The organism is Mycobacterium sp. 1482292.6 (assembly GCF_001672995.1).
In the GTDB taxonomy this organism is placed as follows: Bacteria; Actinomycetota; Actinomycetes; order Mycobacteriales; family Mycobacteriaceae; genus Mycobacterium; species Mycobacterium europaeum_A.
This window is the reverse complement of record NZ_LZKV01000191.1, coordinates 14,411-37,859: the sequence shown is the minus strand read 5'-3', so window position 1 is coordinate 37,859 and position 23,449 is coordinate 14,411. Positions and strand designations below refer to the sequence as shown.

The 23,449-nt window shown below is 66.6% G+C and carries 26 protein-coding genes; 16 read left to right on the top strand and 10 right to left on the bottom strand.

What is annotated here, in order from left to right; all coding sequences use genetic code 11:
* Nucleotides 1-15 precede the first annotated feature (15 nt).
* Nucleotides 16-1,479 (top strand): adenylate/guanylate cyclase domain-containing protein, encoded by a 1,464-nt coding sequence (locus A5624_RS18645; protein ID WP_066869169.1) that lies wholly within the window; start codon nucleotides 16-18, stop codon nucleotides 1,477-1,479.
* Nucleotides 1,480-1,489: 10 nt separating this feature from the next.
* On the opposite strand, the gene A5624_RS18640 is transcribed toward A5624_RS18645, so the two are convergent.
* From A5624_RS18640 to glpX, 3 genes are read right to left on the bottom strand one after another with little or no spacing between them, the layout of a single operon-like run.
* Nucleotides 1,490-2,515 (bottom strand): hypothetical protein, encoded by a 1,026-nt coding sequence (locus tag A5624_RS18640; RefSeq protein WP_066869142.1) that lies wholly within the window; start codon nucleotides 2,513-2,515, stop codon nucleotides 1,490-1,492.
* Nucleotides 2,516-2,569: 54 nt separating this feature from the next.
* Nucleotides 2,570-3,985, bottom strand: a complete 1,416-nt coding sequence (locus A5624_RS18635) for a class II fumarate hydratase (protein WP_066869138.1) — start codon at nucleotides 3,983-3,985, stop codon at nucleotides 2,570-2,572.
* A 31-nt stretch (nucleotides 3,986-4,016) separates the two neighbouring features.
* Complete coding sequence (glpX, locus tag A5624_RS18630; protein ID WP_156749083.1) at nucleotides 4,017-5,096, bottom strand: class II fructose-bisphosphatase; 1,080 nt, start codon at nucleotides 5,094-5,096, stop codon at nucleotides 4,017-4,019.
* 55 nt (nucleotides 5,097-5,151) lie between these two features.
* Between glpX and A5624_RS18625 the strand changes: the two genes are divergently transcribed.
* The 3 genes from A5624_RS18625 to A5624_RS18615 are packed head-to-tail and all read left to right on the top strand — an operon-like array spanning nucleotide 5,152 to nucleotide 8,250.
* Complete coding sequence (locus A5624_RS18625) at nucleotides 5,152-5,850, top strand: DUF4245 domain-containing protein (protein ID WP_066869136.1); 699 nt, start codon at nucleotides 5,152-5,154, stop codon at nucleotides 5,848-5,850.
* A 31-nt stretch (nucleotides 5,851-5,881) separates the two neighbouring features.
* Nucleotides 5,882-6,679: a dienelactone hydrolase family protein gene (locus A5624_RS18620; RefSeq protein WP_066869133.1), complete on the top strand. Its 798-nt coding sequence runs from the start codon at nucleotides 5,882-5,884 to the stop codon at nucleotides 6,677-6,679.
* 26 nt (nucleotides 6,680-6,705) lie between these two features.
* A complete protein-coding gene (locus A5624_RS18615; protein WP_066869130.1) occupies nucleotides 6,706-8,250 on the top strand; it encodes a carboxylesterase/lipase family protein in 1,545 nt (514 codons plus the stop codon).
* Here A5624_RS18615 and A5624_RS18610 read toward each other — a convergent pair.
* From A5624_RS18610 to A5624_RS18595, 4 genes are all read right to left on the bottom strand, one after another.
* On the bottom strand, nucleotides 8,247-9,347 hold the full coding sequence (locus A5624_RS18610) for an NAD-dependent epimerase/dehydratase family protein (RefSeq protein WP_066869126.1): 1,101 nt from the start codon (nucleotides 9,345-9,347) through the stop codon (nucleotides 8,247-8,249). The genes A5624_RS18615 and A5624_RS18610 overlap by 4 nt on opposite strands.
* 61 nt (nucleotides 9,348-9,408) lie before the next feature.
* On the bottom strand, nucleotides 9,409-9,678 hold the full coding sequence (locus A5624_RS18605) for an exodeoxyribonuclease VII small subunit (RefSeq protein WP_066869123.1): 270 nt from the start codon (nucleotides 9,676-9,678) through the stop codon (nucleotides 9,409-9,411).
* Nucleotides 9,668-10,912 carry an exodeoxyribonuclease VII large subunit gene (xseA, locus tag A5624_RS18600; RefSeq protein ID WP_066869119.1) on the bottom strand — a complete coding sequence of 415 codons (1,245 nt, stop codon included), beginning with the start codon at nucleotides 10,910-10,912 and terminating at the stop codon, nucleotides 9,668-9,670. The genes A5624_RS18605 and xseA overlap by 11 nt, the downstream gene beginning before the upstream one ends.
* The gene (locus A5624_RS18595) at nucleotides 10,909-11,508 is read right to left on the bottom strand and encodes a lipid droplet-associated protein (RefSeq protein ID WP_066869116.1); all 600 of its coding nucleotides are present in this window, start codon (nucleotides 11,506-11,508) and stop codon (nucleotides 10,909-10,911) included. Before A5624_RS18595 ends, xseA begins: the two co-directional genes overlap by 4 nt.
* Nucleotides 11,509-11,597: 89 nt before the next feature.
* Between A5624_RS18595 and A5624_RS18590 the strand changes: the two genes are divergently transcribed.
* Complete coding sequence (locus A5624_RS18590; RefSeq protein ID WP_066869113.1) at nucleotides 11,598-12,608, top strand: 4-hydroxy-3-methylbut-2-enyl diphosphate reductase; 1,011 nt, start codon at nucleotides 11,598-11,600, stop codon at nucleotides 12,606-12,608.
* Nucleotides 12,609-12,622: 14 nt separating this feature from the next.
* On the opposite strand, the gene A5624_RS18585 is transcribed toward A5624_RS18590, so the two are convergent.
* Nucleotides 12,623-13,816, bottom strand: a complete 1,194-nt coding sequence (locus tag A5624_RS18585; RefSeq protein WP_197518995.1) for a DUF6542 domain-containing protein — start codon at nucleotides 13,814-13,816, stop codon at nucleotides 12,623-12,625.
* 142 nt (nucleotides 13,817-13,958) lie between these two features.
* Here A5624_RS18585 and ychF point away from each other — a divergent pair, with 142 nt between their 5' ends.
* The 5 genes from ychF to A5624_RS28275 all read left to right on the top strand — a co-directional run bounded on the left by ychF (nucleotide 13,959) and on the right by A5624_RS28275 (nucleotide 17,281).
* Nucleotides 13,959-15,050 (top strand): redox-regulated ATPase YchF, encoded by a 1,092-nt coding sequence (ychF, locus tag A5624_RS18580; protein WP_066869110.1) that lies wholly within the window; start codon nucleotides 13,959-13,961, stop codon nucleotides 15,048-15,050.
* A gap of 13 nt (nucleotides 15,051-15,063) precedes the next feature.
* On the top strand, nucleotides 15,064-16,020 hold the full coding sequence (locus A5624_RS18575) for a DUF1214 domain-containing protein (protein ID WP_066869108.1): 957 nt from the start codon (nucleotides 15,064-15,066) through the stop codon (nucleotides 16,018-16,020).
* A gap of 72 nt (nucleotides 16,021-16,092) precedes the next feature.
* Nucleotides 16,093-16,659: an alpha/beta fold hydrolase gene (locus A5624_RS18570; protein WP_082976116.1), complete on the top strand. Its 567-nt coding sequence runs from the start codon at nucleotides 16,093-16,095 to the stop codon at nucleotides 16,657-16,659.
* The gene (locus A5624_RS28280; RefSeq protein ID WP_156749081.1) at nucleotides 16,641-17,003 is read left to right on the top strand and encodes an alpha/beta fold hydrolase; all 363 of its coding nucleotides are present in this window, start codon (nucleotides 16,641-16,643) and stop codon (nucleotides 17,001-17,003) included. Before A5624_RS18570 ends, A5624_RS28280 begins: the two co-directional genes overlap by 19 nt.
* Nucleotides 17,004-17,134: 131 nt before the next feature.
* Nucleotides 17,135-17,281 carry a hypothetical protein gene (locus A5624_RS28275; protein ID WP_156749080.1) on the top strand — a complete coding sequence of 49 codons (147 nt, stop codon included), beginning with the start codon at nucleotides 17,135-17,137 and terminating at the stop codon, nucleotides 17,279-17,281.
* A 71-nt stretch (nucleotides 17,282-17,352) separates the two neighbouring features.
* On the opposite strand, the gene A5624_RS18560 is transcribed toward A5624_RS28275, so the two are convergent.
* Complete coding sequence (locus tag A5624_RS18560; RefSeq protein WP_066869099.1) at nucleotides 17,353-18,090, bottom strand: SDR family NAD(P)-dependent oxidoreductase; 738 nt, start codon at nucleotides 18,088-18,090, stop codon at nucleotides 17,353-17,355.
* Nucleotides 18,091-18,193: 103 nt separating this feature from the next.
* Between A5624_RS18560 and A5624_RS18555 the strand changes: the two genes are divergently transcribed.
* The gene (locus A5624_RS18555) at nucleotides 18,194-18,790 is read left to right on the top strand and encodes a TetR/AcrR family transcriptional regulator (RefSeq protein ID WP_066869096.1); all 597 of its coding nucleotides are present in this window, start codon (nucleotides 18,194-18,196) and stop codon (nucleotides 18,788-18,790) included.
* 25 nt (nucleotides 18,791-18,815) lie between these two features.
* Here A5624_RS18555 and A5624_RS18550 read toward each other — a convergent pair whose 3' ends face one another.
* Nucleotides 18,816-19,469, bottom strand: a complete 654-nt coding sequence (locus tag A5624_RS18550) for a TetR/AcrR family transcriptional regulator (RefSeq protein ID WP_197505089.1) — start codon at nucleotides 19,467-19,469, stop codon at nucleotides 18,816-18,818.
* A 124-nt stretch (nucleotides 19,470-19,593) separates the two neighbouring features.
* Here A5624_RS18550 and A5624_RS18545 point away from each other — a divergent pair, with 124 nt between their 5' ends.
* From A5624_RS18545 to A5624_RS27580, 5 genes are all read left to right on the top strand, one after another.
* Nucleotides 19,594-20,346 carry an SDR family NAD(P)-dependent oxidoreductase gene (locus tag A5624_RS18545; RefSeq protein WP_066869093.1) on the top strand — a complete coding sequence of 251 codons (753 nt, stop codon included), beginning with the start codon at nucleotides 19,594-19,596 and terminating at the stop codon, nucleotides 20,344-20,346.
* A gap of 140 nt (nucleotides 20,347-20,486) precedes the next feature.
* Nucleotides 20,487-21,038: a VOC family protein gene (locus A5624_RS18540; RefSeq protein WP_066869088.1), complete on the top strand. Its 552-nt coding sequence runs from the start codon at nucleotides 20,487-20,489 to the stop codon at nucleotides 21,036-21,038.
* 992 nt (nucleotides 21,039-22,030) lie between these two features.
* Nucleotides 22,031-22,429: a VOC family protein gene (locus tag A5624_RS18535; protein ID WP_066869085.1), complete on the top strand. Its 399-nt coding sequence runs from the start codon at nucleotides 22,031-22,033 to the stop codon at nucleotides 22,427-22,429.
* Between the two features lie 95 nt (nucleotides 22,430-22,524).
* Nucleotides 22,525-22,953 (top strand): hypothetical protein, encoded by a 429-nt coding sequence (locus A5624_RS18530; protein ID WP_156749079.1) that lies wholly within the window; start codon nucleotides 22,525-22,527, stop codon nucleotides 22,951-22,953.
* Nucleotides 22,954-23,005: 52 nt separating this feature from the next.
* Nucleotides 23,006-23,371, top strand: coding sequence for a hypothetical protein (locus A5624_RS27580; RefSeq protein ID WP_082972113.1), 366 nt, complete (start codon nucleotides 23,006-23,008; stop codon nucleotides 23,369-23,371).
* The last annotated feature ends 78 nt before the right edge of the window (nucleotides 23,372-23,449 follow it).

Below are 23,449 nucleotides of genomic sequence, written 5' to 3'. Positions count from 1 at the left end.
TCCTTTAGGCGATGGCTGTTTCAGTACGGGTTCGATCTCAGCCTGTCCTACGCGTTGGCCGTCGTCGAAGCGGCCGCCATCCTGATTCCGTTGCGGGGCCACACTTCCGTGGGCGCCAACGCGGACTTCGCGCGGCAGAACACTGCGCCGGTGATCCTGCTCATCGTGCTGGGCATCGTCAGTGTCGCGGTGGCCGGCGCCGTGAGCCTGGCTCCCACCGTGCGCTGGTTTGTTGCGGGCGCCGAACCCACTCCGCAACAACGCGAAGCCGTGATGAAGCTGGCCGGCCGTCAGTCGGCGATCCTGGTGACGTCCTGGGCGTTGACCGGCGGCATCTTCATCCTGCTGAATCTCGGTGGCGGGCCGCGGCTTCTGCTGCCCATCGGCCTCGGCGTGCTGCTCGGCGGGTCGGCGGCCGCCGGCACCGGGATGCTGCTCGCGCAGCGCACCCTGCGGCCCATCATGCGCGCCGCCACGCTTGGCGCCGAGCCGCGGCTGGCGGTGCCGAGCGTGTACGCCCGGCTGGTTCTGCTGTGGTTCCTGTGCAGCGCGTTCCCCATCGCCGTGATCGCGACGCTGGTCGTCTTGCGGTCGTACGGATGGCTGATCGAGAAGTCCGCGTCGTTGGACGTGCCGATTCTGGTGGTGTCGTTGGCGGCGCTGGTGCTGGGGCTGCCGACGATGATCTTGACCTCGCGGTCCATCTCGGATCCGGTCGGCGAGGTGGTCGATGCGATGGCCGAGGTCGAGCACGGCCGCATGGAAACCTACGTCGGCGCCTACGAACGTTCCCAAATCGGCCGTCTGCAAACCGGATTCAACCGGATGGTGGCCGGTCTCGCCGAGCGGGACCGGCTGCGTGACCTGTTCGGACGCCATGTCGGGGCCGACGTCGCGCAGCGCGCCCTCAACGAGGGGGCTTCCCTGTCGGGCGACGTGGTCGAAGCCGCGGTGCTCTTCATTGACCTGGTGGGTTCCACCCAGCTCGCCGAAAGCCGCCCCCCACAGGAGGTCGCCGAGGTGCTCAACGACTTCTTCCGGATCGTGGTGCACGCCGTCGACGAACACCACGGCCTGGTCAACAAGTTCGCCGGCGACGCCGTGCTGGCCGTCTTCGGCGTGCCGTTGCCGACGAACGAACCGGCATCGTCGGCGTTGGCGACCGCGCGTGCGCTGGGGTCTCAACTGCGGCGGCTGCCGGTCGATTTCGGCATCGGCGTCTCCGCGGGGCGGGTGTTCGCCGGCAACATCGGCGCCGAGAACCGGTACGAGTACACCGTGATCGGTGACGCCGTCAACGAGGCCGCGCGATTGGCGGACCTCGCCAAAACCTCCGACCGGCGCATCCTGTGTTCGGCGGGTGCCGTCGCTGCCGCGGGGGAGGCCGAGCGCGCGCAGTGGGCCGAGTGCTATTCGACGGTCCTGCGCGGGCGGTCCGAGGCCACCCACGTCTCGGCGCCGACGGGCTCCGCCGGCTAGCCGACCCGCGTCAGGACTTCGAGACCTTTAGCGCGGCAATGATCTTCCCGATGAGGCCCGCCGAAGCCGCGTCACCGATGGGGGTGCTGCCGATGAAGACGGTCACCGGCTTGGTGTCGACGGCGATGATGGTGACGGAGTCGCCCTTCACGTTACGGCTGGGGTCGGCGATCGTAACGTCGGCGTCGACGCGGACCGCCTTGGTGCCGTCCACGGTGATCGACGACGACTTCGTCGGCCCGAGCGTGGGCTGGGCGTTGGCGTAGCCGGGGCCGGCGACGATGCATTGCATCAACTTCGTGGCCTGAGCCGTAAGGTCCATGCTGGCAACGAAATTGGTGACGCCGACCTCGGCCGTCATCATCCACTGATTGGCCCCGGGCACGTCCTGGGCGACACCCAGCCCGCCGATCAGGTTCGGGCCCTGGTCGTCGGAGAACACCGTCCACCCGCCCGGCGCCGCGCTGGCCGGGAAGGACAGCTTGCCGGCGGCGATCGAGTCGGTGCGGGGCATCTCGCCGCCCGACACGTTCGGGGTGCAATCCGTCGCGTTCTGCGCGGAGTTCTTGGGCGGGGAGGCCGACGTGCTCGTGGTCGAGGGCGCGGCGGCCGGCTTGTTGTCGTGACCGCCCCGCATCACCAACAGCGTCGCCACCAGCGCGATCACCGCGAGTACGACCAGACCGGCGACGATCAACCACGGCAGCTTGGACCCGGACCCACCCGGCGGTGGCCCCGGGGGATACGGGCCGCCCGGGCCTCCCGGCGGAAACTGCTGTCCGGGTTGGGGATATGGCTGGTTCGGGTAGGCGGGGCCACCCGGCGGCGCATACGGGTACGGGCCGCCCGGCGGGTAGGCGTAGGGACCGCCCTGCGGATAGGGCCCGGGGCCGCCCTGCGGGTAAGGGCCGGGACCACCTTGCGGGTAGGGCCCGGGACCGCCCGCCGGCGGCTGCGCGCCCCAATTCGGGTCCTGCCCATATGGATTGCTTCCGTAGGGCCCCTGGCCGTAGGGACCACCGGGAGGAGCCGTCATGGAAAACCACCCTTACTCTCGTCGACCACCGCCGTCATCGGATGACGGGGTGGCTCAGTCTTCGGGCTTGACCTTGGCCATCGCCAGCACGTCGAGCCGCCGATCGAGTTCTTCTTCGGACAGCTTCTCGCCGATCAGGCCCCGATCGATCACCGTCTGGCGAATCGTCTTGCGCTCCTTGAGTGCCTGCTTGGCCACCGCGGCGGCCTCCTCGTATCCGATCGCCGAGTTCAGCGGCGTCACGATCGACGGCGACGACTCGGCCAGCTCGCGCAGGTGCTCCACGTTGGCCGCCAGGCCGACGATGCAACGCTCGGCGAACAGCTTCGACACGTTGGTCAGCAGCTTGAAGGACTCCAGGATGTTGCGGGCCATCATCGGGATGTAGACGTTGAGCTCGAAGGCACCGGACAAGCCGCCGACGGCCACCGCGGCGTCGTTCCCGATCACCTGCGCGGCAACCTGGGTAACCGCTTCCGGCAGAACGGGATTGACCTTGCCCGGCATGATCGAACTGCCCGGCTGCAGGTCGGGCAGCGCAATCTCGGCCAGGCCGGTCAGCGGGCCCGACCCCATCCAGCGGACGTCGTTGGCGATCTTGGTCAGTGACACCGCGATGGTGCGCAGCGCGCCGGACGCCTCGACCAGCCCGTCGCGCGCCGCCTGGGCCTCGAACGAGTTGGCGGCCGTGCGCAATTCGCTCAGGCCGGTGGAGGCGACCAGCGTCTCGACCACCTTGGCGCCGAAGCCGTCGGGGGCGTTCAGGCCGGTACCGACCGCGGTGCCGCCGATGGCCAGCTCACCGAGCCGGGGCAGCGTCGCGCGCACCCGCTCGATGCCCGCCTCGATCTGGCGGGCGTAGCCGCTGAATTCCTGGCCGAGCGTCACCGGGACGGCGTCCATCAGGTGGGTGCGGCCCGACTTGACCACGGTGTGCCACTCGCGGGCCTTGCCGGCCAGCGCGTCATGCAGCACCTCGAGCGCCGGAAGCAGATGGCGCACAGCGGCTTCGGTGGCCGCGATGTGGGTGGCGGTGGGGAATGTGTCGTTCGACGACTGCGACATGTTGACGTCGTCGTTGGGGTGCACCGTCACACCGTTGGCGGCCGCGATGCTGGCGATCACCTCGTTGGTGTTCATGTTGGAGCTGGTGCCCGAACCGGTCTGGAACACGTCGATGGGGAACTGGTCGTCGTGCTGCCCGTCGGCGATTTCGCCGGCCGCGGCGATGATCGCGTCGGCCTTCTCCGGCGCCAGCAGCCCCAGGTCCTTGTTGACCTGCGCGCACGCGCCCTTCAGCAAGCCCAGCGCGCGGATCTGGGTGCGCTCCAGGCCGCGGCCCGAGATCGGAAAGTTCTCGACGGCGCGCTGAGTTTGCGCACGCCACAACGCTTTTGCGGGTACGCGGACCTCGCCCATGGTGTCGTGCTCGATGCGGTACTCGGTGTCATCAGAGTCGTTCAAGGCCATAGATGGGTCTTCCTCGTTGTTCGATCGGCGGTCAGGGCAGGGGATAGGCGGCGGAGCTATCGCCGGTGAAGTCGATGGCGGAGTACTCGTTGAGCTTCGAAAGCCGGTGGTAGGCCTCGATCATCCGGACGGTGCCCGACTTCGACCGCATGACGATCGACTGGGTGGTGCACCCGCCGGGGTAGTACTGGACGCCCTTGAGCAGGTCACCGCTGGTGACCCCGGTGGCGCAGAAGAACACGTTCTCACCGGACACCAGGTCCTCGGTCGTCAGCACCTGGTCGAGGTCGTAGCCGGCGTCGATGGCCTTCTGGCGTTCCTCGTCGTCGGTGGGAGCCAGCTGCGCCTGGATCGCGCCGCCCATGCACCGGATGGCGGCGGCGGCGATGATGCCTTCCGGCGTGCCGCCGATCCCGGCCAGCATGTCGGTGCCCGAATGGGGCCGGCAGGCCGAGATCGCGCCGGCCACGTCACCGTCGGTGATCAGCCGGATGCGGGCTCCGGTCGCCCGGACCTCGTGGATCAGCTGGGCGTGCCGCGGCCGGTCCAGGATGCACACGGTCATGTCGCGCACCGACAACGCCTTGACCTTGGCGACGGCCTTGATGTTCTCGGCGATCGGCGCGGTGATGTCGAGCACGTGCGCGGCCTCGGGCCCGACGGCGATCTTGTTCATGTAGAACACCGCCGACGGGTCGAACATCGCGCCGCGGTCGGCCACCGCCAACACGGAGATGGCGTTGGGCATGCCCTTACTCATCAGGGTGGTGCCGTCGATCGGGTCGACGGCGAAGTCGCACTCCGCGCCGTCGCCATTGCCGACCTCCTCGCCGTTGTAGAGCATCGGCGCGTGGTCCTTTTCGCCCTCGCCGATGACGACGACGCCGCGCATCGACACGGTGTTGACCAGCTCACGCATCGCGTCGACGGCCGCCCCGTCACCGCCCTCTTTGTCGCCGCGGCCGACCCAGCGACCTGCGGCCATGGCCCCGGCCTCGGTGACGCGTACCAGTTCCAGAGCCAGGTTGCGGTCTGGGGCCTCACCGCGCGGTCTGCCCGGCGCGGGGGCCCCGCCGGCGGCGGCGGTCGAGTGGTCGCCCTCAACTGTCATGGTTGCCGATTGTCCCAGAAGCGGATCGGTCCGCTGGAACTGGGATACTTGGGGGATGACGGAGGAGCCGCCGCTGAATTCCCAGCGTGATGGGAGCGCCTCCGGCGCGCCGTCTCCGCCAGCGGGCCCCGCGCCCAGGCCGGCCAAACCCCGGCTGTTGCAGGACGGCCGGGACATGTTCTGGTCCCTGATACCGCTGGTCATCGGGTGCATCGTGCTGGCCGGCATGCTCGGTATGTGCTCGGTCCAGTTCGGCCACCACCAGGGCCCCGTCCCGTCGTACGACGCCGGTGCGGCCCTGCGCGCGGACGCCTCCGCGCTCGGCTTTCCCATCCGCCAGCCGCAGCTGCCCACCGGCTGGCAGGCCAACTCCGGCCACCGCGGCGGCATCCCGGGCGGCCGGACCGACCCCGCGAGCGGTCAACGGCTGAACGCGCCTGTTTCGGAGGTCGGGTACATCACCCCGACCGGGCTATACCTGAGCCTGACCCAGAGCAATGCCGACGAGGACAAGCTGGTCAATTCGATTCACCAGTCGGCCTACCCGACGGGGACCGTGGACGTCGGCGGCACCGGTTGGGTGGTCTACCAGGGCGCCGGTCAGAACGGCGCAGACGCCGAGCCGATATGGACGACCCGGCTCAGCGGCCCGGGCGGCGCCACCCAAATTGCGATAACCGGCGCCGGAAACACCGATCAGTTCCGTACGCTGGCGTCGGCGACGCAATCGCAACCGCCTTTGCCAAGCCGCTAATCCACCAGCGCAAGCAGAGGGACGCATCAACGTGACTGCACCGGAGGCTGATCTGTCCGGGTGGTCGGCGGCACCGTTTAGCGCCGGCGGATACACCCATGACGTCTATCGCAAGGGCAGCGGCCCCGGGGTGGTGTTGATTCCGGAAATCCCCGGGATCCATCCCGGCGTGCTCGCCCTGGGTAATCACCTGGTGGACAACGGGTTCACCGTCGCGATGCCGTCGTTGTTCGGCCAGCCGGGCAAGGCCGAGACGGCAGGGTACCTCCTTGGCGTCATCGGACGTGCTTGTGTGGCAAGAGAATTCGCGGCGCTCGCGCTGAACAAGCAGCGGCCGGTGGCGTCGTTCCTGCGTGCGTTGGCCCGTGACCTCAACGCATCGACGCCAGGCAAGGGCGTCGGGGTGATCGGCCAGTGCTTCACCGGTGGCTTCGCGCTGGCCGCCGCGGTCGACGACAGCGTGCTGGCGCCGGTGCTGTCACAGCCGTCGGTCCCGGTCCCGCTCGGAGCGGCGCGGCGCCGCGACCCGGGCTTGAGCGAATCCGAGCTGGCCACCGTGGCCGACCGGTGCGCCAACGACGGCCTGTGCGCCATGGGATTGCGGTTCAGCGAGGACAAGATGGCGCCCGCCGAGCGGTTCGCGACGCTCAAGAAGCGCCTCGGCGATGCCTTCGAGGTGATCGACATCGATTCAAGCCCCACGAATCAGCACGGCTTCGGCAAGATGGCGCACTCGGTGCTCACCGACGAGGTCCGCGAGCTCGACGGCCACCCCGCCTACGAGGCCCGTAAGCGAGTTGTCGAGTTCCTCACGCAACGCCTTTTCTAGGTTCATTCAGGAGATTTTGCACGCGCATGGCTAACGACGACCTGGTGGTCGAAACCGGCTACGGCCCGGTCCGGGGCATCGAAGAAAACGGCGTCAAGGCGTGGAAGGGCGTTCGGTACGCGGCGGCGCCGGTGGGCGAGCTGCGTTTCCGGGCGCCGCAGCCGCCCCCGCGCAGTACCGAGGTCGTCGACGCCACCGCGTTCGGGCCGGCCTGCCCGCAACCGGTGTTTCCCAACATGCCGTTGGATCTTGGCGCGCCGCAGGGCGACGACTGCTTGCGGCTCAACGTCTGGGCGTCTTCTGACATCCACCCCGGTGACGCCAAGCCGGTGATGGTCTGGCTGCACGGCGGCGCCTACGTCCTGGGGTCGAGCAGCCAGACCCTCTATGACGGCCGCAGGCTGGTCAGCCACGGCGACGTCGTCGTGGTGACCGTCAACTATCGGCTCGGGGTGCTCGGTTTTCTCGACCTGTCGTCGTTCGATTCCGGTGGACGGCATTTCGATTCGAACGTCGGGCTGCGCGACGCGCTGGCGGCGCTGGAGTGGGTGCGCGACAACATCGCCGCCTTCGGCGGTGATCCGCGGCGGGTCACGCTGTTCGGCGAGTCCGCCGGGGCGGGGATGGTCACCACGCTGCTGGCCAGCCCGGCGGCCGAGGGTCTGTTCGCCGCCGCGATCGCGCAAAGCTCGCCGGCCACTTCGGTATACGACCGCGAACGTGCCGGCCGGGTGGCCCGGGCGTTCCTCGACCGGCTGGGAGTCGACCCCGCGGACTCCCGGCGGCTGATCGACATCCCGATGGCGGCGATCCTGGCCGCGACGCAACAGGTGTTCGACGAAGTGCCGGTGCGCAACCCGGGAACGCTGGCCTTCGTCCCGATCGTGGACGGCGATGTGCTGAGCGACTATCCGGTCAAGCTTGCCCAAGAGGGCCGCTCACATCCGGTCCCGTTGATCATCGGCACCAACAAGCACGAGGCGGCGCTGTTCCGGTTGATGCGCTCGCCGCTGATGCCGATCACGCCGAACGCGATCACATCGATGTTCAACCAGATCGCCGCCGAACAACCCGATCTGCAGTTGCCCACCGAGGAGGAGATCGGCTCGGCGTATTCGCGATTGCGGCGCAGGGCAAGGAGTTTGAACATCGCGACCGACGTCGGCTTCCGGATGCCGTCGGTGTGGCTCGCCGAGGGGCACGCCCGCGTTGCGCCGGTGTATCTCTACCGGTTCGACTACGCCACCCCGTTGTTGAAGCTGCTGATGGTCGGGGCCGCTCATGCCACCGAATTGCCTTTCGTCTGGGGCAATCTCGGCGCGCCCAAGGATCCCACGCTGAAGCTGGGCGGCACCAAGGCCGCCAAGGCGGTGTCCAAGAGGGTGCGCACCCGATGGATCAACTTCGCCGCACACGCCGCCCCCGCCGGTCCCGCCGGCGCGCCGGAATGGACACCGTATGAGGAGACCGACCGTTCCTGCTTGGTCATCGGCCGCAGCGACACCGTAGCGTACGACATCGACGCCGGCATCCGCGCGGCCTGGGGCAGCGACATGGTGAGCTTCCGCTAGGCGGATGCCTTGCCCGCCAACGCTTGCCGTTTCATCTGGTCGAACATCTCGACGTAGTACGAAAGGCATTCCGACAGCGCCTGCTCGGTGTTGAACAGGGGCTGGTAACCGAGGTCGCGCGACGCCTTGGCGATCGAAAAGAAGTTGTCCAGATACAGCCGCTCGACGGCGAGCGGCTCGAGCAGCGGCGCCGGTATCCCGAATCGGAAATGCAGCCGCTGCCACCCCGTCATCGCCGCGCGCACGATGGGCCCGTTCACCCGGACCCGCGGCCACTTCTCTCCGCACGCCTCGACCACCGGCCTGGCGAACTCGAACATGTTGATGGGCTCGGCGTCGTTGACGAAGTACGCCTGGCCGGGCGCGGTGCCGCCGGGCGTCAGGTGTTCGGCGGCCAGGATGAAACCGTGAATCAGGTTGTGCACGTAGGAGTTGTCCAACCGGGCCGATTTGCGGCCGATCAGCACCTTGACGTGGCCGGCGATCACGCTTTCGAACAGCTTGCGGAACATCGTCTGGTCGCCCCGGCCCCAGATGCCGCTGGGGCGAATCGCACAGGTCAACAGTCCGTCAACACCGTTCTGCCCCAACACGAATCGCTCGGCGATCACCTTGGTCTCGGTGTAAAGGTCATTGAACCGGTGGGTGTAGGGCAGCGTCTCGTCGCCGCCTGCGATGTTCTGACCGCCCATGACGACGCTGTTGGACGAGGTGTAGATGAAGCGCTGCACCCCGGCGGCCTGCCCGGCGCGGACCAGGTTCTCGGTGCCGCCGACGTTGACCCCGAAGCTGCGCTGCCGGTACTCGTCGGTCACCGATGCACCGCCCATCAGGTCGATGATCGCCGCAGTGTGGAAGACGGTGTCGATGCCGTCGACCGCCTGGGCGCACACGGCCGTGTCGGTGATGTCACCCTGCAGTACCTCCAGCTGCGGATGCGCCGGCAGCGGCGAGGGCGCACGGTCGAAGGAACGCACGAAATGCCCGCGGTCGAGCAAGGTGGACACCAGGTTGGCACCGACGAATCCGGAGCCCCCGGTGACCAGGACACGGCCGAGTTCGGCCGTCAGCGATGGATCACCCATGGCCCAAAGCATAACTGAAACGTGTTCCAGTTCGGAAAAAGGTTTTCATCCGCGCCCCCCGATGTCGCCGGATTCAGGCATCCTCAGGCTCGCCCGCCGCGAGCGCATCCTCGATCCTCTTGCGGGCGCCAGCTAAGTGCTCCTCGCACCGTTTAGCCAGCTGCTCGCCCCTTTCCCAGAGCTTCAGCGATTCATCTAGGTTCAGGCCGCCTTGCTCGAGCACCCGCACGACTTCGATCAGTTCGTCCCGGCAGGCTTCATACGCCAGGTGACTAATAGGTGTAATGGACTCGCTCTCCTGAGGGACGGCGGCGTCGTCCCCGCCGTCGTTTCTACGCGCCATCGGAGGGTCCTTCGCTCACTGCGGCCACGGCGCCGTCGGCCACCCGCACCCGCAGTCGGGTGCCCGCCGGCGCGTCGTCGACCGACCGGAGCACCTGGTTCGTCGGCCCGATGGCCTGCACCACGGCGTAACCGCGGGCCAGTGTGGCCGCCGGCCCCAACGTGGCCAGCCGCGCGCGCAGGTGGCCGACCCGCTCGGTCTCGGTGGCGGCCAGGCGGGTGATGTCGCGGCGCATCGCCGACCGGGCGCGGTGCACCTCCTCGGCGCGCGCCGTCAGCGCCGCCAGCGGCTCGGCCAGCACCGGGCGGCTGCGGATCTGGGCCAGGGCCCGTTGCTCGCGGGTCACCCAGTTGCGCAATGCCTGCGCGCTGCGCCGGCGCAGGTCGTCGAGCAGCCGCAGCTCGGCGGCGGTGTCGGGGACCACCTTCTTCGCGGCGTCGGTGGGGGTGGCCGCGCGCAGATCCGCGACCAGATCGCACAGCGGGTTGTCGGGTTCGTGGCCGACCGCACTGATCACCGGGGTGCGGCAGGCCGCGATGGCGCGGCACAGCGTCTCGTCGGAGAACGGCAACAGGTCCTCGACGCTGCCGCCGCCGCGGGCGAGCACGATGACGTCGACATCGGCGTCGCGGTCGAGTTCGCCCAGCGCCTCGACGATCTGGGCGACCGCGTTGGGTCCCTGCACGGCGGTGTTACGGACCGCGAAGCGCACCCCGGGCCAGCGTGCGGCTGCCACGGTGGTGACGTCGCGTTCGGCGGCGCTGGCCCGCCCGGTGATCAGTCCAATCATGTTGGGCAGGAAGGGGATCGGACGCTTGAGCCGGGGATCGAAGAGGCCTTCGGCATCCAGCAGCCGGCGCAGCCGATCGATGCGGGCCAGCAGCTCACCCACCCCGACGGCGCGAATCTCGGACAGCCGCAACGAGAATGTGCCCCGGCCCGTGTAAAACGATGGCTTGCCGCGCACCACCACCTGCGTGCCCTCGGCCAGCTTCACCGGCGCGTTCAGCACCAGATCGCGCGGGCAGGTCACGGTCAGCGACATGTCGGCGGCCGGGTCACGCAGCACCATGAACACGGTTTTGGAATCCTGGCGCATCGAAATCTGGGCCAGCTGACCCTCGACCCAGACGGTGCCCAGCTTGTCGATCCAGCCCGCGACCCGGATGGCCACCGCGCGCACCGGAAACGGATTCTCGGCGGAGTTCGGTTCGGAGGTAACGGCCGGGGTCACTTCGCGTTCGCGCGGGTGATCCTGTTGGCGAGCAGCGTCTGGAACGGTGCCCGGCCCTTGGTGGCCTGCTCGTAGGCCAGCAGGGCTTCGAGCTCGTCGATGCTCAGCGACTGCAGGCGCGCCCGCAGCTGCGCCAGCGTCAGCGACGTGTAGTCCAGCTCGGTGACCACTTCCGGTTGCGGAACCGAGGCGCCGGCCGCCGGCTTCTTAGATTGCCGGGCCGGGCGGGTCAGGGCGCTGGCGTCCTCGTGCGCGTCGGCCACCGAGTACAGGGCGAACCGGCCCTCGGCCCTGCGCTCGCCTTCGCCGCCGTCCTGCAATGCGCCGTACGCCCCGTCGGCCGCGTCATCGATGTCCTCGTCGAAGGTCGCCCATTCCGGCTTCTCGTCCTTGGGCGGGAAGATCGATTCGAGGGTGCTGTCGCCCTTGATAGCCAGCTCGGCAAGGTTCTGTTGGAAGCGCATCACGATGTGCGCTGCCTGGCTGGCCAGTGTCATCGGGTACATCAGGATGGTTTTCGGCAGCCTGATGGTCTCTTCGACCGCGACTGTTGCCGCGCCGACCAGCAGCCGAACTCCATACGGTGCAGTGCCCATGGGTCCAAGATTGCCCTAAGCGGCGGCTAACTCCAAGCCCAGCGGCGCGAGCTGGCAAGCCCGTGTCCGCGGTAAGTACCCTGGACGTCATGCCGCCGACTATCGACATGGGGATTCCCGGCCTTGTGGGAGGACCAGCGCGTTCGGTAGCCGGCGACCCAGTCCGCAAGCGTGTGCTCCTGGCCGAACCGCGTGGTTACTGCGCGGGCGTCGACCGGGCCGTGGAGACCGTGGAACGCGCACTGGAAAAGCACGGGCCGCCGGTCTACGTGCGTCATGAGATCGTGCACAACCGCCACGTGGTCACCACCCTGGAAAAGGCCGGCGCGGTGTTCGTCGAGGAGACCGACGAGGTTCCCGAGGGGGCCATCGTGGTGTTCTCCGCGCACGGCGTCGCGCCCACGGTGCACGCCGCGGCCGCCGACCGGAACCTGCACACCATCGACGCCACCTGCCCGCTGGTGACCAAGGTGCACAACGAGGCCAGGCGGTTCGCGCGCAACGAGTACGACATCCTGCTCATCGGCCACGAGGGCCACGAGGAGGTCATCGGGACCGCGGGGGAGGCGCCCGACCACGTGCAGCTGGTCGACGGGGTCGCCGCCGTCGACAACGTGACCGTGCGTGACGAGAACAAGGTGGTGTGGCTCTCGCAGACCACGCTGTCGGTTGACGAGACCATGGAAATCGTCGAGCGGCTGCGGCAACGGTTCCCCAAGCTGCAGGATCCCCCGAGCGACGACATCTGCTACGCGACCCAGAACCGCCAGGTGGCGGTCAAGGCGATGGCACCCGAGTGTGAGCTGGTGATCGTCGTCGGGTCCCGCAACTCCTCGAACTCGGTGCGGCTGGTCGAGGTCGCCTTGGGTGGCGGGGCCGCGGCCGCGCACCTGGTGGACTGGGCCGACGACATCGACCCGTCCTGGCTCGACGGCGTCACCACGGTGGGCGTCACCTCCGGGGCGTCGGTTCCCGAGGTCCTGGTCGAGGGCGTGCTAACGCGGCTGGCCGAGTGCGGCTTCGACGTGGTGCAGCCGGTCACGACCGCGCAGGAGACCCTGGTGTTCGCGTTGCCGCGGGAGATCCGGTCAGTTCGCTGAGCTTGCGACCTGCGCTAGACGTCGTATTCCCAGGATTCCGCCGGCGACCGGCCGGGCGTCCGCGTGCGGCTGCGCCGCTCGGTGTGCGGCTCGCGGGGCGGTTCCTGCGACCCGCCGCCCCGGTAGCGGACCTGGGAGATGGGGTGATGGGTTCCGTTCGAGCCGGTTGACGGCGGACGCCGGCGCCTCGGTTCATACGGCGGCGCGTACGGTTCGCGGCTTTCGTACCGGCCCCCGGAAGTCGGGCCGCTCGGCGGCTCATACCTGTCCCCGTAGGACTCAAAGCCGTCGAAACGGCTGCTCCGCGGGGTGGGCCGGTCGTAGGGGCTGCGGCGGGGGCGCGGTTCGCGACGCGGTTCCCGGGCCGACTGGCCACGCGGATCGGCGTCGGCGTCCGGCCTGGGCCGGCGGGACCGTCGGGGCGGCTCGGCGGCGTCATAATCGCGGGCCGACGCGGCGGTGCGGCGGGTGCTGCGCCGGGGACGTTCGGGCCGCTCGGCCGGTTCGGACCCGTCGCCCAACGGCTCGCGGGAATGCCGGGAACGGCTACGGGCCGAGCGGGTCGTGGAGCGGGTGCTGCGCGTCGTGCGGCGCGTCCTCGACGACGAGCTCGACCTGCGGGCGCGGCGGGCATCGGTGGTTTCGTCGGTGTCGTCGTCGTCGGTATCCGACTGCAGCACCGACTGCGCCTTGGCGACGATGCCATTGAAGAACGACTTGACGGCCACACTGGCGGCGTCCGGAGCGTCTTCAGAGGCGCCCGCCGATGTCCTTGTCTTGTAGGCGTTTCCGAAATACCAGCGGGCCAGTCCGATCGCCAGCACGCCGCCGGCGGTGCCCAGCATCAGCGGGAAGCGCTCGATCAGCGGATAGCCACAGTTGATCAGCAGGTCTTTGAGGCGGCCGACCTTGGCATCGTGGAACAGCCAGTAGGCGCCCGGCACCGCGCCGAACAGGATCAGGGGCGGCTGGATGATCGTGGTGAAGATGCCGTCCTGGCGTACCGCCAGCACCGCCGCCACGCAGCCGGCTATATAGAAGCCCGCGAAGACGTGGGTCAGCTCCTTGTGACCAGCGTCGATTCCGTAACCGATGGCGGTCGCGGTGACGGCGATAAGCAGGGCTGCGTACCAGGGGACACCTGGGATGTTTGGAAGGATCGAACGGTGACCATCCGCCACCGTCGAACTCGCCCGCTGTGCTGACACATGTAGACCGTACCGGGAATGGGCCGAAAGGCCCGTAAATACCTCGTTGCGATCCTGCGCGCGCCATGCCAGCGTGCAGTATCGGCGGTGATCAACGGTCCCCGGCGCCCGTGGTCGCCAGGACCCCTAGACTTGGTTCCCCGTGAGCCTGAGCCTGGGAATAGTGGGGTTGCCCAACGTCGGCAAGTCGACCTTGTTCAACGCGCTGACCCGGAACAACGTGGTGGCGGCCAACTACCCGTTCGCGACGATCGAGCCCAACGAGGGCGTCGTCCCGCTGCCCGATCCCCGGCTGGACAAGCTGGCCGAGATGTTCGGCTCCGAGAAGATCGTTCCGGCGCCGGTCACGTTCGTCGACATCGCCGGAATCGTGAAGGGCGCCTCCGAGGGCGCCGGCCTGGGCAACAAGTTCCTGGCCAACATCCGCGAGTGTGACGCGATCTGCCAGGTGGTGCGGGTGTTCGCCGATGACGACGTGGTGCACGTGGACGGCAAGGTCGACCCGCGCGCCGACATCGAGGTGATCGAGACCGAGCTGATCCTCGCCGACATGCAAACCCTGGAGAAGGCCGTGCCGCGGCTGGAGAAGGAAGCCCGCAACAACAAGGAGCGCAAGCCGGTGCACGAGGCCGCCGTCGCCGCGGAGGCGGTGCTGGACTCGGGCAAGACGCTGATTGCGGCCGGCGTCGACGCCGCACCGCTGCGCGAGCTGAACCTGATGACCACCAAGCCGTTTCTGTACGTGTTCAACGCCGACGAGTCAGTGCTGACCGACGATGCCCGCAAGGCCGAGCTGTCCGCGATGGTCGCCCCCGCGGACGCGGTGTTCCTCGACGCGAAGATCGAGGCCGAACTCCAAGAGCTCGACGACGAGTCGGCCGCCGAGCTGCTGGAGTCGATCGGGCAAACCGAGCGGGGACTGGATGCCTTGGCGCGGGCCGGTTTTCACACCCTCAAGCTGCAGACCTACCTGACGGCGGGCCCAAAAGAGGCGCGCGCGTGGGTGATTCATCAGGGCGACACCGCACCGAAGGCCGCCGGGGTGATCCACACCGATTTCGAAAAGGGCTTCATCAAAGCCGAGATCGTCTCCTACGACGACCTCATCGCCGCTGGCTCGATGGCGGCGGCCAAAGCGGCGGGCAAGGTCCGCATGGAGGGCAAGGACTACGTGATGGCCGACGGCGACGTGGTCGAGTTCCGGTTCCAAGCAACGTCTGGGGTGAAGAAGTGAGAGGACCGGGACGGTGTCAATCCACGTAAACGTCGACAACTTTGTTCGGGCAGAAACCCACCGGATGTTTCGCGATATTCAGGCTGACGCCGGAAGCGTTGGTACATTTCGGCACAACCGCACACCTGCGCGCATCGACGAGCAGACAGTGATCAGGCTGAATCGGGATACCCTTTACAGCTTCGCGATCGTTGATCTTGCCGAACCGGCCCGACTCACCCTGCCCGACGCCAACGGTCGTTACTTATCGGCGATGGTCGTCAGCGAAGACCACTTCGTGAATGATGTCATCCACGAACCGGGCGAGCATCTTCTAACCAGCGACAAGTATGGGTCGCGCTATGTGCTCGTCGGTGTGCGGATCCTGGTCGATCCCAACGACTTTGCGGACGTGGCCGCCGTCGGTGCCTTGCAGGATCGTCTTGTGCTGCAGACGGGTGCGTCACAACCGTTCGCGATGCCCGAATACAACCCGGAAAGCCTCGATGCGACCCGCGACGCCCTGCTTGCCCTGGCTCGCGGGCTCGACAACTTCGACCGCATGTTCGGTGCCCGGACGGCGGTGGATCCGGTTCGTCACCTCATCGGATCAGCCGCCGGATGGGGAGGGTTGCCCACGTCTGAAGCGGCTTACATCGGCGTAGCTCCTAACGTCGCGCCCGGCGACTATGACTTGGTGTTCGACGACGTGCCCGTCGACGCCTTCTGGTCGGTGTCGGTCTACAACAAGCGTGGGTTCTTCGAACTGAACGAGGCGAACCTCTATACGGTCAACAGCGTTACCGGCGTGCCCAACGCCGACGGGTCGGTGACTGTTCGTTTCGTTGCGTCGGCTGGCGACGATCCGCCCCCTAACGCGATTGTGACGCCGGAAGGTTGGAACTATCTCATCCGCCTCTACCGGCCTCGCGCTGAGATCCTCGATGGCAGTTGGACGCCGCCGGCGCTTACCGCGCGCGGTGAGTCCTGATGCACGGCGGTGTGGTCGAGTTCCGGTTCAACGTGTAACGCTAAGCAGTAGCGCGGAGCAGGCAGGTGCGAATTGGTCAGACTCTCGAAATTCCGTTCTGACGACGCGCGTGCCGCCTATCTCCGGCTGTACGACGCGGCGCTGTCGGCCAGCTCTGTCCCAATCACCGAATCTGACGTTGAGACATCCTTTGGCAGCACCCATGTGCTTCATGCAGGAGACCGGTCGAAGCCGTCGCTTGTGGCGCTCCATGGGTCGTCGATCAGCTCCACGTCCTGGGTGCCGCTCCTTCGAACTCTCACCGCTAACCACAGCGTCACCATGATCGATGCTATCGACGAAGCCGGCAAGAGCGTCGCTGCGAAGCCGACCAAGACCATCGCTGACATCGTGACTTGGCTTGATGAAACGATGCGCGCTCTAGACATTCAGCGCTCGGCGTTTGTGGCCGCTTCGCGTGGCACGTGGATATCCACCCACTACGCGACTGTCTTCCCCGACAAGGTGGAGCGCTTGGCGCTGTTGTGTCCAGTTGGCATCGCGGGCGGAATGAGCCCGCTTCATGGTCCCGGGGACTCGCGCCGCTGCTTCTGCCGCTCAGGGAGGAACACGTCTGGCGCGTGCTCGACACAATGGTGATGCCTCAGAACCGCAAACTGTTGCGCCAACAGCCGTGGATGCCGTCCATGAGTCAATTTGTCTATGGTGCAATGCATTTCAAGATGTCTTTCAGGAACGCTCAGCCTCGACCTTGGCCATTTCGCAGTGATTGCGAACTAGATCGACTCACGGCGGTTCCTGTGCTGGCTGTCATCGGCAGAGACGAGTCGGCGCTGAACGGTCCGAAGGCCGCACGCATGTTGCGTGAGACGCTACCGGATGCACGGATCGAGGTCGTCGACGATGCGAACCACATCGTGATGGCGGATCAAGCCGCAACCGTAGAGAAGCTGCTCGTCGAGCTCCTCGGTGACGTGAACTGAGGGCCGCCTTCTCGTGACTCTCGACCTGACTCTCGACCGCGACATGGTGAAGTTTCCGGTCACAATGGCGGTTCTGTTGCTGGGTGCGTGGGTGCTGGGCGCGTCGGCCGCGGCCCGCCATCGCCGGTCCGGTGATCGCGCTGACCGGGCGGTTCTTGAGGCTCGATCCGGTTATCGCACTCCCGATCGCGGTCGGCGTCGCGGATCCCGCGGCTGCCCTGTGCCTGAAGGCCGTCGGCGCGCTACGCGGCAAGGCGGTCGATTTCACGGCTGACTAGGTCGGCCACCTGGTGGAGTTCCGCTTGAACGTCTTTCCAACTACCGAAGCGGTCGGCCTTGAGGCAGGACGTCAGATCGCTGAGGTGCCGCCGTCGACGGCCAGCTCCACACCATTCACGTAGCTCGAGTCGTCGGAGGCCAGGAACAGCGCCACCGTCGCAATCTCTTCGGGACGTCCCATCTTTCCTCGCGGAATCAGGGATTCGAACTGCCGCTTCGTCTCGGCGTCGAACATCTTCTCCTGAATCGGTGTGGCGATCTGGCCCGGGCTCAGGACGTTCACTCGGATCTGCCGTTCCTTCAGTTCGTTGAGCCAGGTGCGGGCGAACGAACGCAAGGCAGCCTTGCTCGCCGAGTACACGCTGTAATCGGGCCAGCCCTTGGCCGAGGCGATCGACCCTGTCATGAAGATGGAGCCGCCATCGTTGAACAGCGGCAACGCCTTTTGCACCGTGAACAGGGTGGCACGGGTGTTCAGACCGAAGACGGTGTCAAAGTCCTCCTCGGTGATCTCACCGAGCTTGCGTGCTTCCCCTCCCGTTCCGGCGCTGGCGAAGAGCACGTCGATGCTGCCCTTCTCCCGCTTCACCGCGTCGAACAATCGGTCCAAGTCATCGAGGTTGGCCGCGTCGCCCTGCACGGCAGTGACGCTGTGTCCGATCAACGCGACGGCCTCGTCCAGAGCCTGCCGCCGCCGGCCCGTGACAAAGACGTGCGCACCCTCGTCGACGAACAGCTTCGCGCTGGCGAGCGCCAGACCGCTCGATGCGCCCGTGATCACCGCGACCTTGCCGTCAAGTTTTCCCACATGCCCTCCTCGCCGGACTTTAGGTATACCGTTCTGTGTGCTTAATTTAGCGCAACGTCCAACCGCACGCCAATTAAGTACACTTTCCGTTACCCTGGACGACGTGACCGAGCTGGAAAAAGGTCCGCGGGGCCGGCGACGGGGCCGAGGAGCGCGCGAACGCATCCTCGGCGCGGCGCAACAGCTGTTTCGTGAGCAGGGCATCAACAACACCGGAATGGATCTGCTCTGCACGGCGGCACAGGTCTCCAAGCGCACCGCTTACCAGCACTTCGGCAGCAAGGATGGGTTGATCGCCGAGTATCTGCGGCGTCACGATGTCGACACAATGCCCGAGGTCCTCGAACGCGCCGAGCTGACGCCCCGCGAGCGCCTGCTCGCGGTGTTCGAGAAGCCGCCTGCGTTCACCCATGACCTGATGCCCCTCTGCCCGTTCATCGCCGCCGCCGTAGAGATCTCCGATCCGGAGCATCCCGCGCGCGTACGGGCCCGCGAGTACAAGACCTCTGTGGCCACCCGCCTGAGCGAAACCGCCCGGGAGGCCGGTGCCGCCGATCCGGACCTGCTCGGTGAGCAGCTCGCGCTGTTGCTCGACGGCGCCTCGGTTCGGACCAGAGCCTTGGGCACGGATGCCTTGCCGACCGCTGTCGGCATCGCGGCCGCACTGATCGAGCAGGCCATTCCCTCGCCTGCGCAGTGAGTTTCGCGACGGGAAGCGAACCGGTCTAGGTAGTCAACCCGGTGAAGACGGCGTCTAGTAGCGCGTCGATGTAGGCCTCCGACAGGTCGCTGTGCTCGTAGGGAACAAGCAGGCGGTGATAAACGGGCCCATAAAGCAGATCGAGGACGACGTCGGGATCGAGCCCCTCTCGAAGCTCCGAGGAGTCGATCCCGCGCCGGACGACGGATCGGGCGCGTGCTCGCCGAGGCTCGACCCAGCGTGTGGTCATCGCGTTGCGCAATTCGTCATCGATCTGGGCCCGTCCGATCAAGATGCGCAATATATGGCCGTGCGGAGTCCGGTACAGGCGGACCAGGGATCTCAGTGATGCCGCCAAGCTTTCGCGGGCGGTGCCACGTTCGACGATCGGAGCGGCCCGATCCACTTCGGCGAGGAACGCATCCATCACCACCGTGGAGATGTTCGGCCACCTCCGGTAGATCGTCGTTTTGGCGACCCCCGTTCTTTGAGCCAGCCGTTCCACGGTGAGCGCATCGAATCCCATTTCGGTGCCGAGCTCCAACGCGGCCCGCAGAATCATCGCCGTCGTCTTCTCGCTCCTCGTCGGCCCTCCGCTTCGCTGCCCATCCGATTCCGTTGCCGACATCACGGGCTCCTCTTCATCCAAGGCGTCTTCATTTAGGGCGTCTTCATCCAAGGCGTTTCATTTAGGGCGTCTTCATCCAGGGCATCGCTGGGTATGACCATATCTCCGTTTGACACCAATCGCTACGCTACGTAGCGTTGTTTGAGCGACGATTCTTATAACCACGGGAGGGTGCATGAGCGTCGACCACCTCAGCGAAGACCTGCGCGGCAAGGTAGCGATCGTGACCGGCGCGGCCAGCGGCATCGGTCGGGCCATTACCCGACAGTTGATCGAATACGGCGTCAATGTCGTCGCCGAAGACATCGACCCCGCGATCGAGCATCTGTACTCCGACATCGACACGGTGGCGCCACTCGTCGGCGACGTCGCTCAGGAACAAACGGCGAACGACGCGGTCGAGTTGGCCAGTCGCCGCTTCGGCCAACTCGACATCCTGCTCAACAACGCCGGCACCATCATTAACAAGCCGGTCATCGACACGACCCTGGAAGACTGGAATCACATCCTCGATACCAACGTCACCGGGGCGTTTCTTCACACCCGAGAGGCGATGCGCGCAATGATTCCCCGCCGGAGTGGCGCCATCGTGAACATCGGTTCGTACGCCTGCTTTCAAAGCTTCAAGACGATTTCGGCCTACGCCGCGTCCAAAGGAGCGCTCGCGCAGCTGACCCGCACGTCCGCCCTGGAGGCTATCGATGACGGCATCCGGATCAACGCCCTCGGCGTCGGTGATGTCGTCACCAACATCCTGGGCGATCCAGAAAACCTGGTCGAGCATGGGAAAGGCGCGCCCGTCCAACGCGCCGCGGATCCCGCCGAAATAGCCCATGTCGCAGCCTTTTTAGCCTCCGGCTTGGCGAGTTACGCCGTGGGCGCCGTCTGGATGATCGACGGGGGTATGAGCGTCGCTATCCCAAACTGATCGGGTGCCTCGGTGTCTCCCTTCTGAACGGGCCGCTTCTGGTGACTCGAGCGGTTATCGCAAGCATTCGCGTTATCCCGTCAGTCGCATCAGCGCGATACGCGGACAGTCTGTTCATGGATGACTAAGGTTGGAGCACGATGCGGTGGCGGGGTGTGTGTCACGTCGAGTTCGCGGTATTGGACTACGACGACTCCATCGCGTTCTATGACGCCTTGTTCGGCTGGCTCGGCTACAGCAGCTTCTCGTCGCTCAACATGGAATACGAGTCGATGTATTACATGACGCGAAACGTCAACCCGCACAGCTACATCGGCATCCAGCCCGCGCGGACCGGGGCGAAGCTGACGCACGCCGACCAGGCGGTCGGCATCAATCACATTGCGCTGTGGGCCCGCAACGGGGCAGAGGTCGACCGCTTCCACCGCGAATTCTTGGTCGCGCGCGACATCCCGGTCACCGACGAACCCAAGGAATACCCGCAGTACTGGCCCGGCTACTACGCGGTCTTCTTCGACGACCCGATCAACGGGATCCATTGGGAACTGGCCGCTGTGCCGAAAGTGCCTACTCCCCGCCAACTTTGGTCGTTCTACCGCGCCCTCCGCGCGTTCGCCAGGAACCGACCGGATCTGGCGAAGACGGTGCCGGGCGTCGCCTGGCAGGCCAGGAGAACCCTTCCGGGCCGGTGATTCGGCGCGTCGGGTCACGGTCTGGACGGACGAGAAACGGGCGGCATATGCCGGACGCGCGAGGCCGCCAAACGAAGCTCGCGTCCAGAAAACGAACGTCGGACTGGTTGCAAGTCTTGGGCGTCGTCGTCCGATGACGTACGTTGAGCACAGCGACGGGCTCGAACGGGTTCGTCGGAACTCGTTGAACGCCATCCGGGCCGAGCGGTTCTCCTACGGCACTCTGGCGCCAGACGAGTAACTGTCTTGAGCTACGCGGCGTGCCAGCCATCCACATGGCCCAACGGGGAAGTAAAAACTCGAAAGGCGGGGCTGTGGCTGACCACGCCGATACCTGGCACCTGGCGACGGCTCAACGCGATCGATTGCTCAACGTCCTTGAGTTCGAGTGCATCGTTTCCGGACTACACAGAGCGACCGCCCAGGAAGTGTCTTTTGCCGCGATCGGGTCATGCCTTCGAGCAAGACTGCTGCTAGCGCAACTGGGGAACGAACCGAGGCGAACGCCTGCAGGCCGCCGCCCCGATGCGTCAGCGCCCGCGCTGGGTGGCCAGGCGGATAAGACACCACCAGGCCGGCCAGTCGAACCTCCGCCGCCCTCCAGCGGCGATACCCACCCGTTCGCCGAGGGCCTGGAAGACCGCCTTCGGGCGCGACAGCGCAATACGGTCCGGGCCCAGCTGTTTGCCGCCGATGCCCACAATCGGGCGGCCCGAGTTCACGATCGCGCTATAAGCGCGGGACTAGGTGACGTCGCAGCGCATAGACAAGCAGCCGAGAGCCACCGCGCCGCTCAAGCTGACGCCATCCTGCGGCGCTGGACATATTTGACGGCAGCCACCCGAGATCGCATTAGCGAAACCGGTGCCGAAGGATCGACTGGCACCTGAACTCGTCAGGATGCCCGCCACGGTGATGGCGGTCGGAGGTGTCGGGGGCGGCGCTTAGCATTCCGTGCTCAGACGCCCACCGCGCTCACCTGGAGGCACCGCATGAAATTCATATCGACCCGCATCATCACGGCCGACGTCAGGCGGCTCGTCGATTTCTACCAGCTGGTCACGGGGGTCTCGGCCGTCTGGGGCAACGAGCTTTTCGCCGAGATCCCGACGCCGATCGGCACGCTGGCCATCGGCAGTGACAAGACCGTCCCGCTGTTCGGCGACGGTTCCGCCGAACCCGGGGCCAACCGGAGCGCCATCCTGGAATTCATCGTCGAGGACGTGGACTCCGAATACGCGCGCCTCCGCGAGCACGTCGGCGAGGTGGTGACGGAGCCGACCACGATGCCCTGGGGCAACCGCGCACTGTTGTTTCGGGATCCGGATGGAAACCTGGTCAACCTGTTCACCCCGGTGACGCAGGAGGCGCGTGCCAAGTTCGGAGTATGACCGGCCCGCAGAGCGACCCTTCAAATTGAGCACGCTCAGTGGTTTCATTGACCTATCAATGCTTCCTACGTGGGGTGTAACGAAGGGAATCCGTCATGGCCAGTGTCCCGAGTCGCCAGGCTCGCTTGGCGCATGCGGCCAAGCATGCCGAATTATGGAATGCCGGGAAGAAGGACGCATGGGTAGCGTCTTGGCGCACGATCTGTCCGGGCGAGGTGCGCATGTTCGATCCGGTCGGTACGGCCGAAAAGCACGGCTTCGACGCCGCCACCTCTGACGCGTTCGACATGTTCCAGTCCATCCTCAAGATCAAGATGATCACCGTTCAGGTGAACGGCAACGAGATGGCCTGGGTCTGTGAGAATCGCTTCGGTACTGAGCCCAACGTTCAAATGGCTTACAGCATTGAGACTTTCGCCTGGGACGACGACGGAAATCTTCTGATCAAGACCTATTATCCGATGCCTGAGACCGTCGGCTCCGAGAGTGACCCCTACGCACATCTCCTCGACGGCCGCCAGTAGTCGCCCGTAATTGCTACTTGCCCGGATGCCGGTATCGAGAAAGTGTGAGGGGATGCAGACGGTGAAGCGGACAGCGAGCGTGGTGGTGGGCGGCGCCTTGGCGCTGGGCGTTCTGGGTCTCGCCGGTGGTCCCGTCGCCGCGGCGGCCCCGGCGCCCACCGGCCACTGGTGTCCCGGCGATCCGTGGAACCCCGCCTGGGGAAATGTCTTGGACTGGGACTGGCATCAATGCCACGACTGGCAAAGGCCCGGGGGCCCGTCCGCGCCCGCGGGCTGGGGGCCCTGGGGACCGCCACCGGCGTGGGCCCCGCCGCAGCCACCGCAACCGGCTTGGGCGCCCGGGGCTCAGATGATGTGGAACCCGACCGGTGCCGGCAACTGGGGAATCTGGAACAACGGAATCTGGACGCCCATCTGATCCGACATCTCCCTGTGTGAGGAACTGGCCGCTACGGCGCCTGGCGGTCGAAGCAATGGGCCGCCGCAGCGTTAGGGT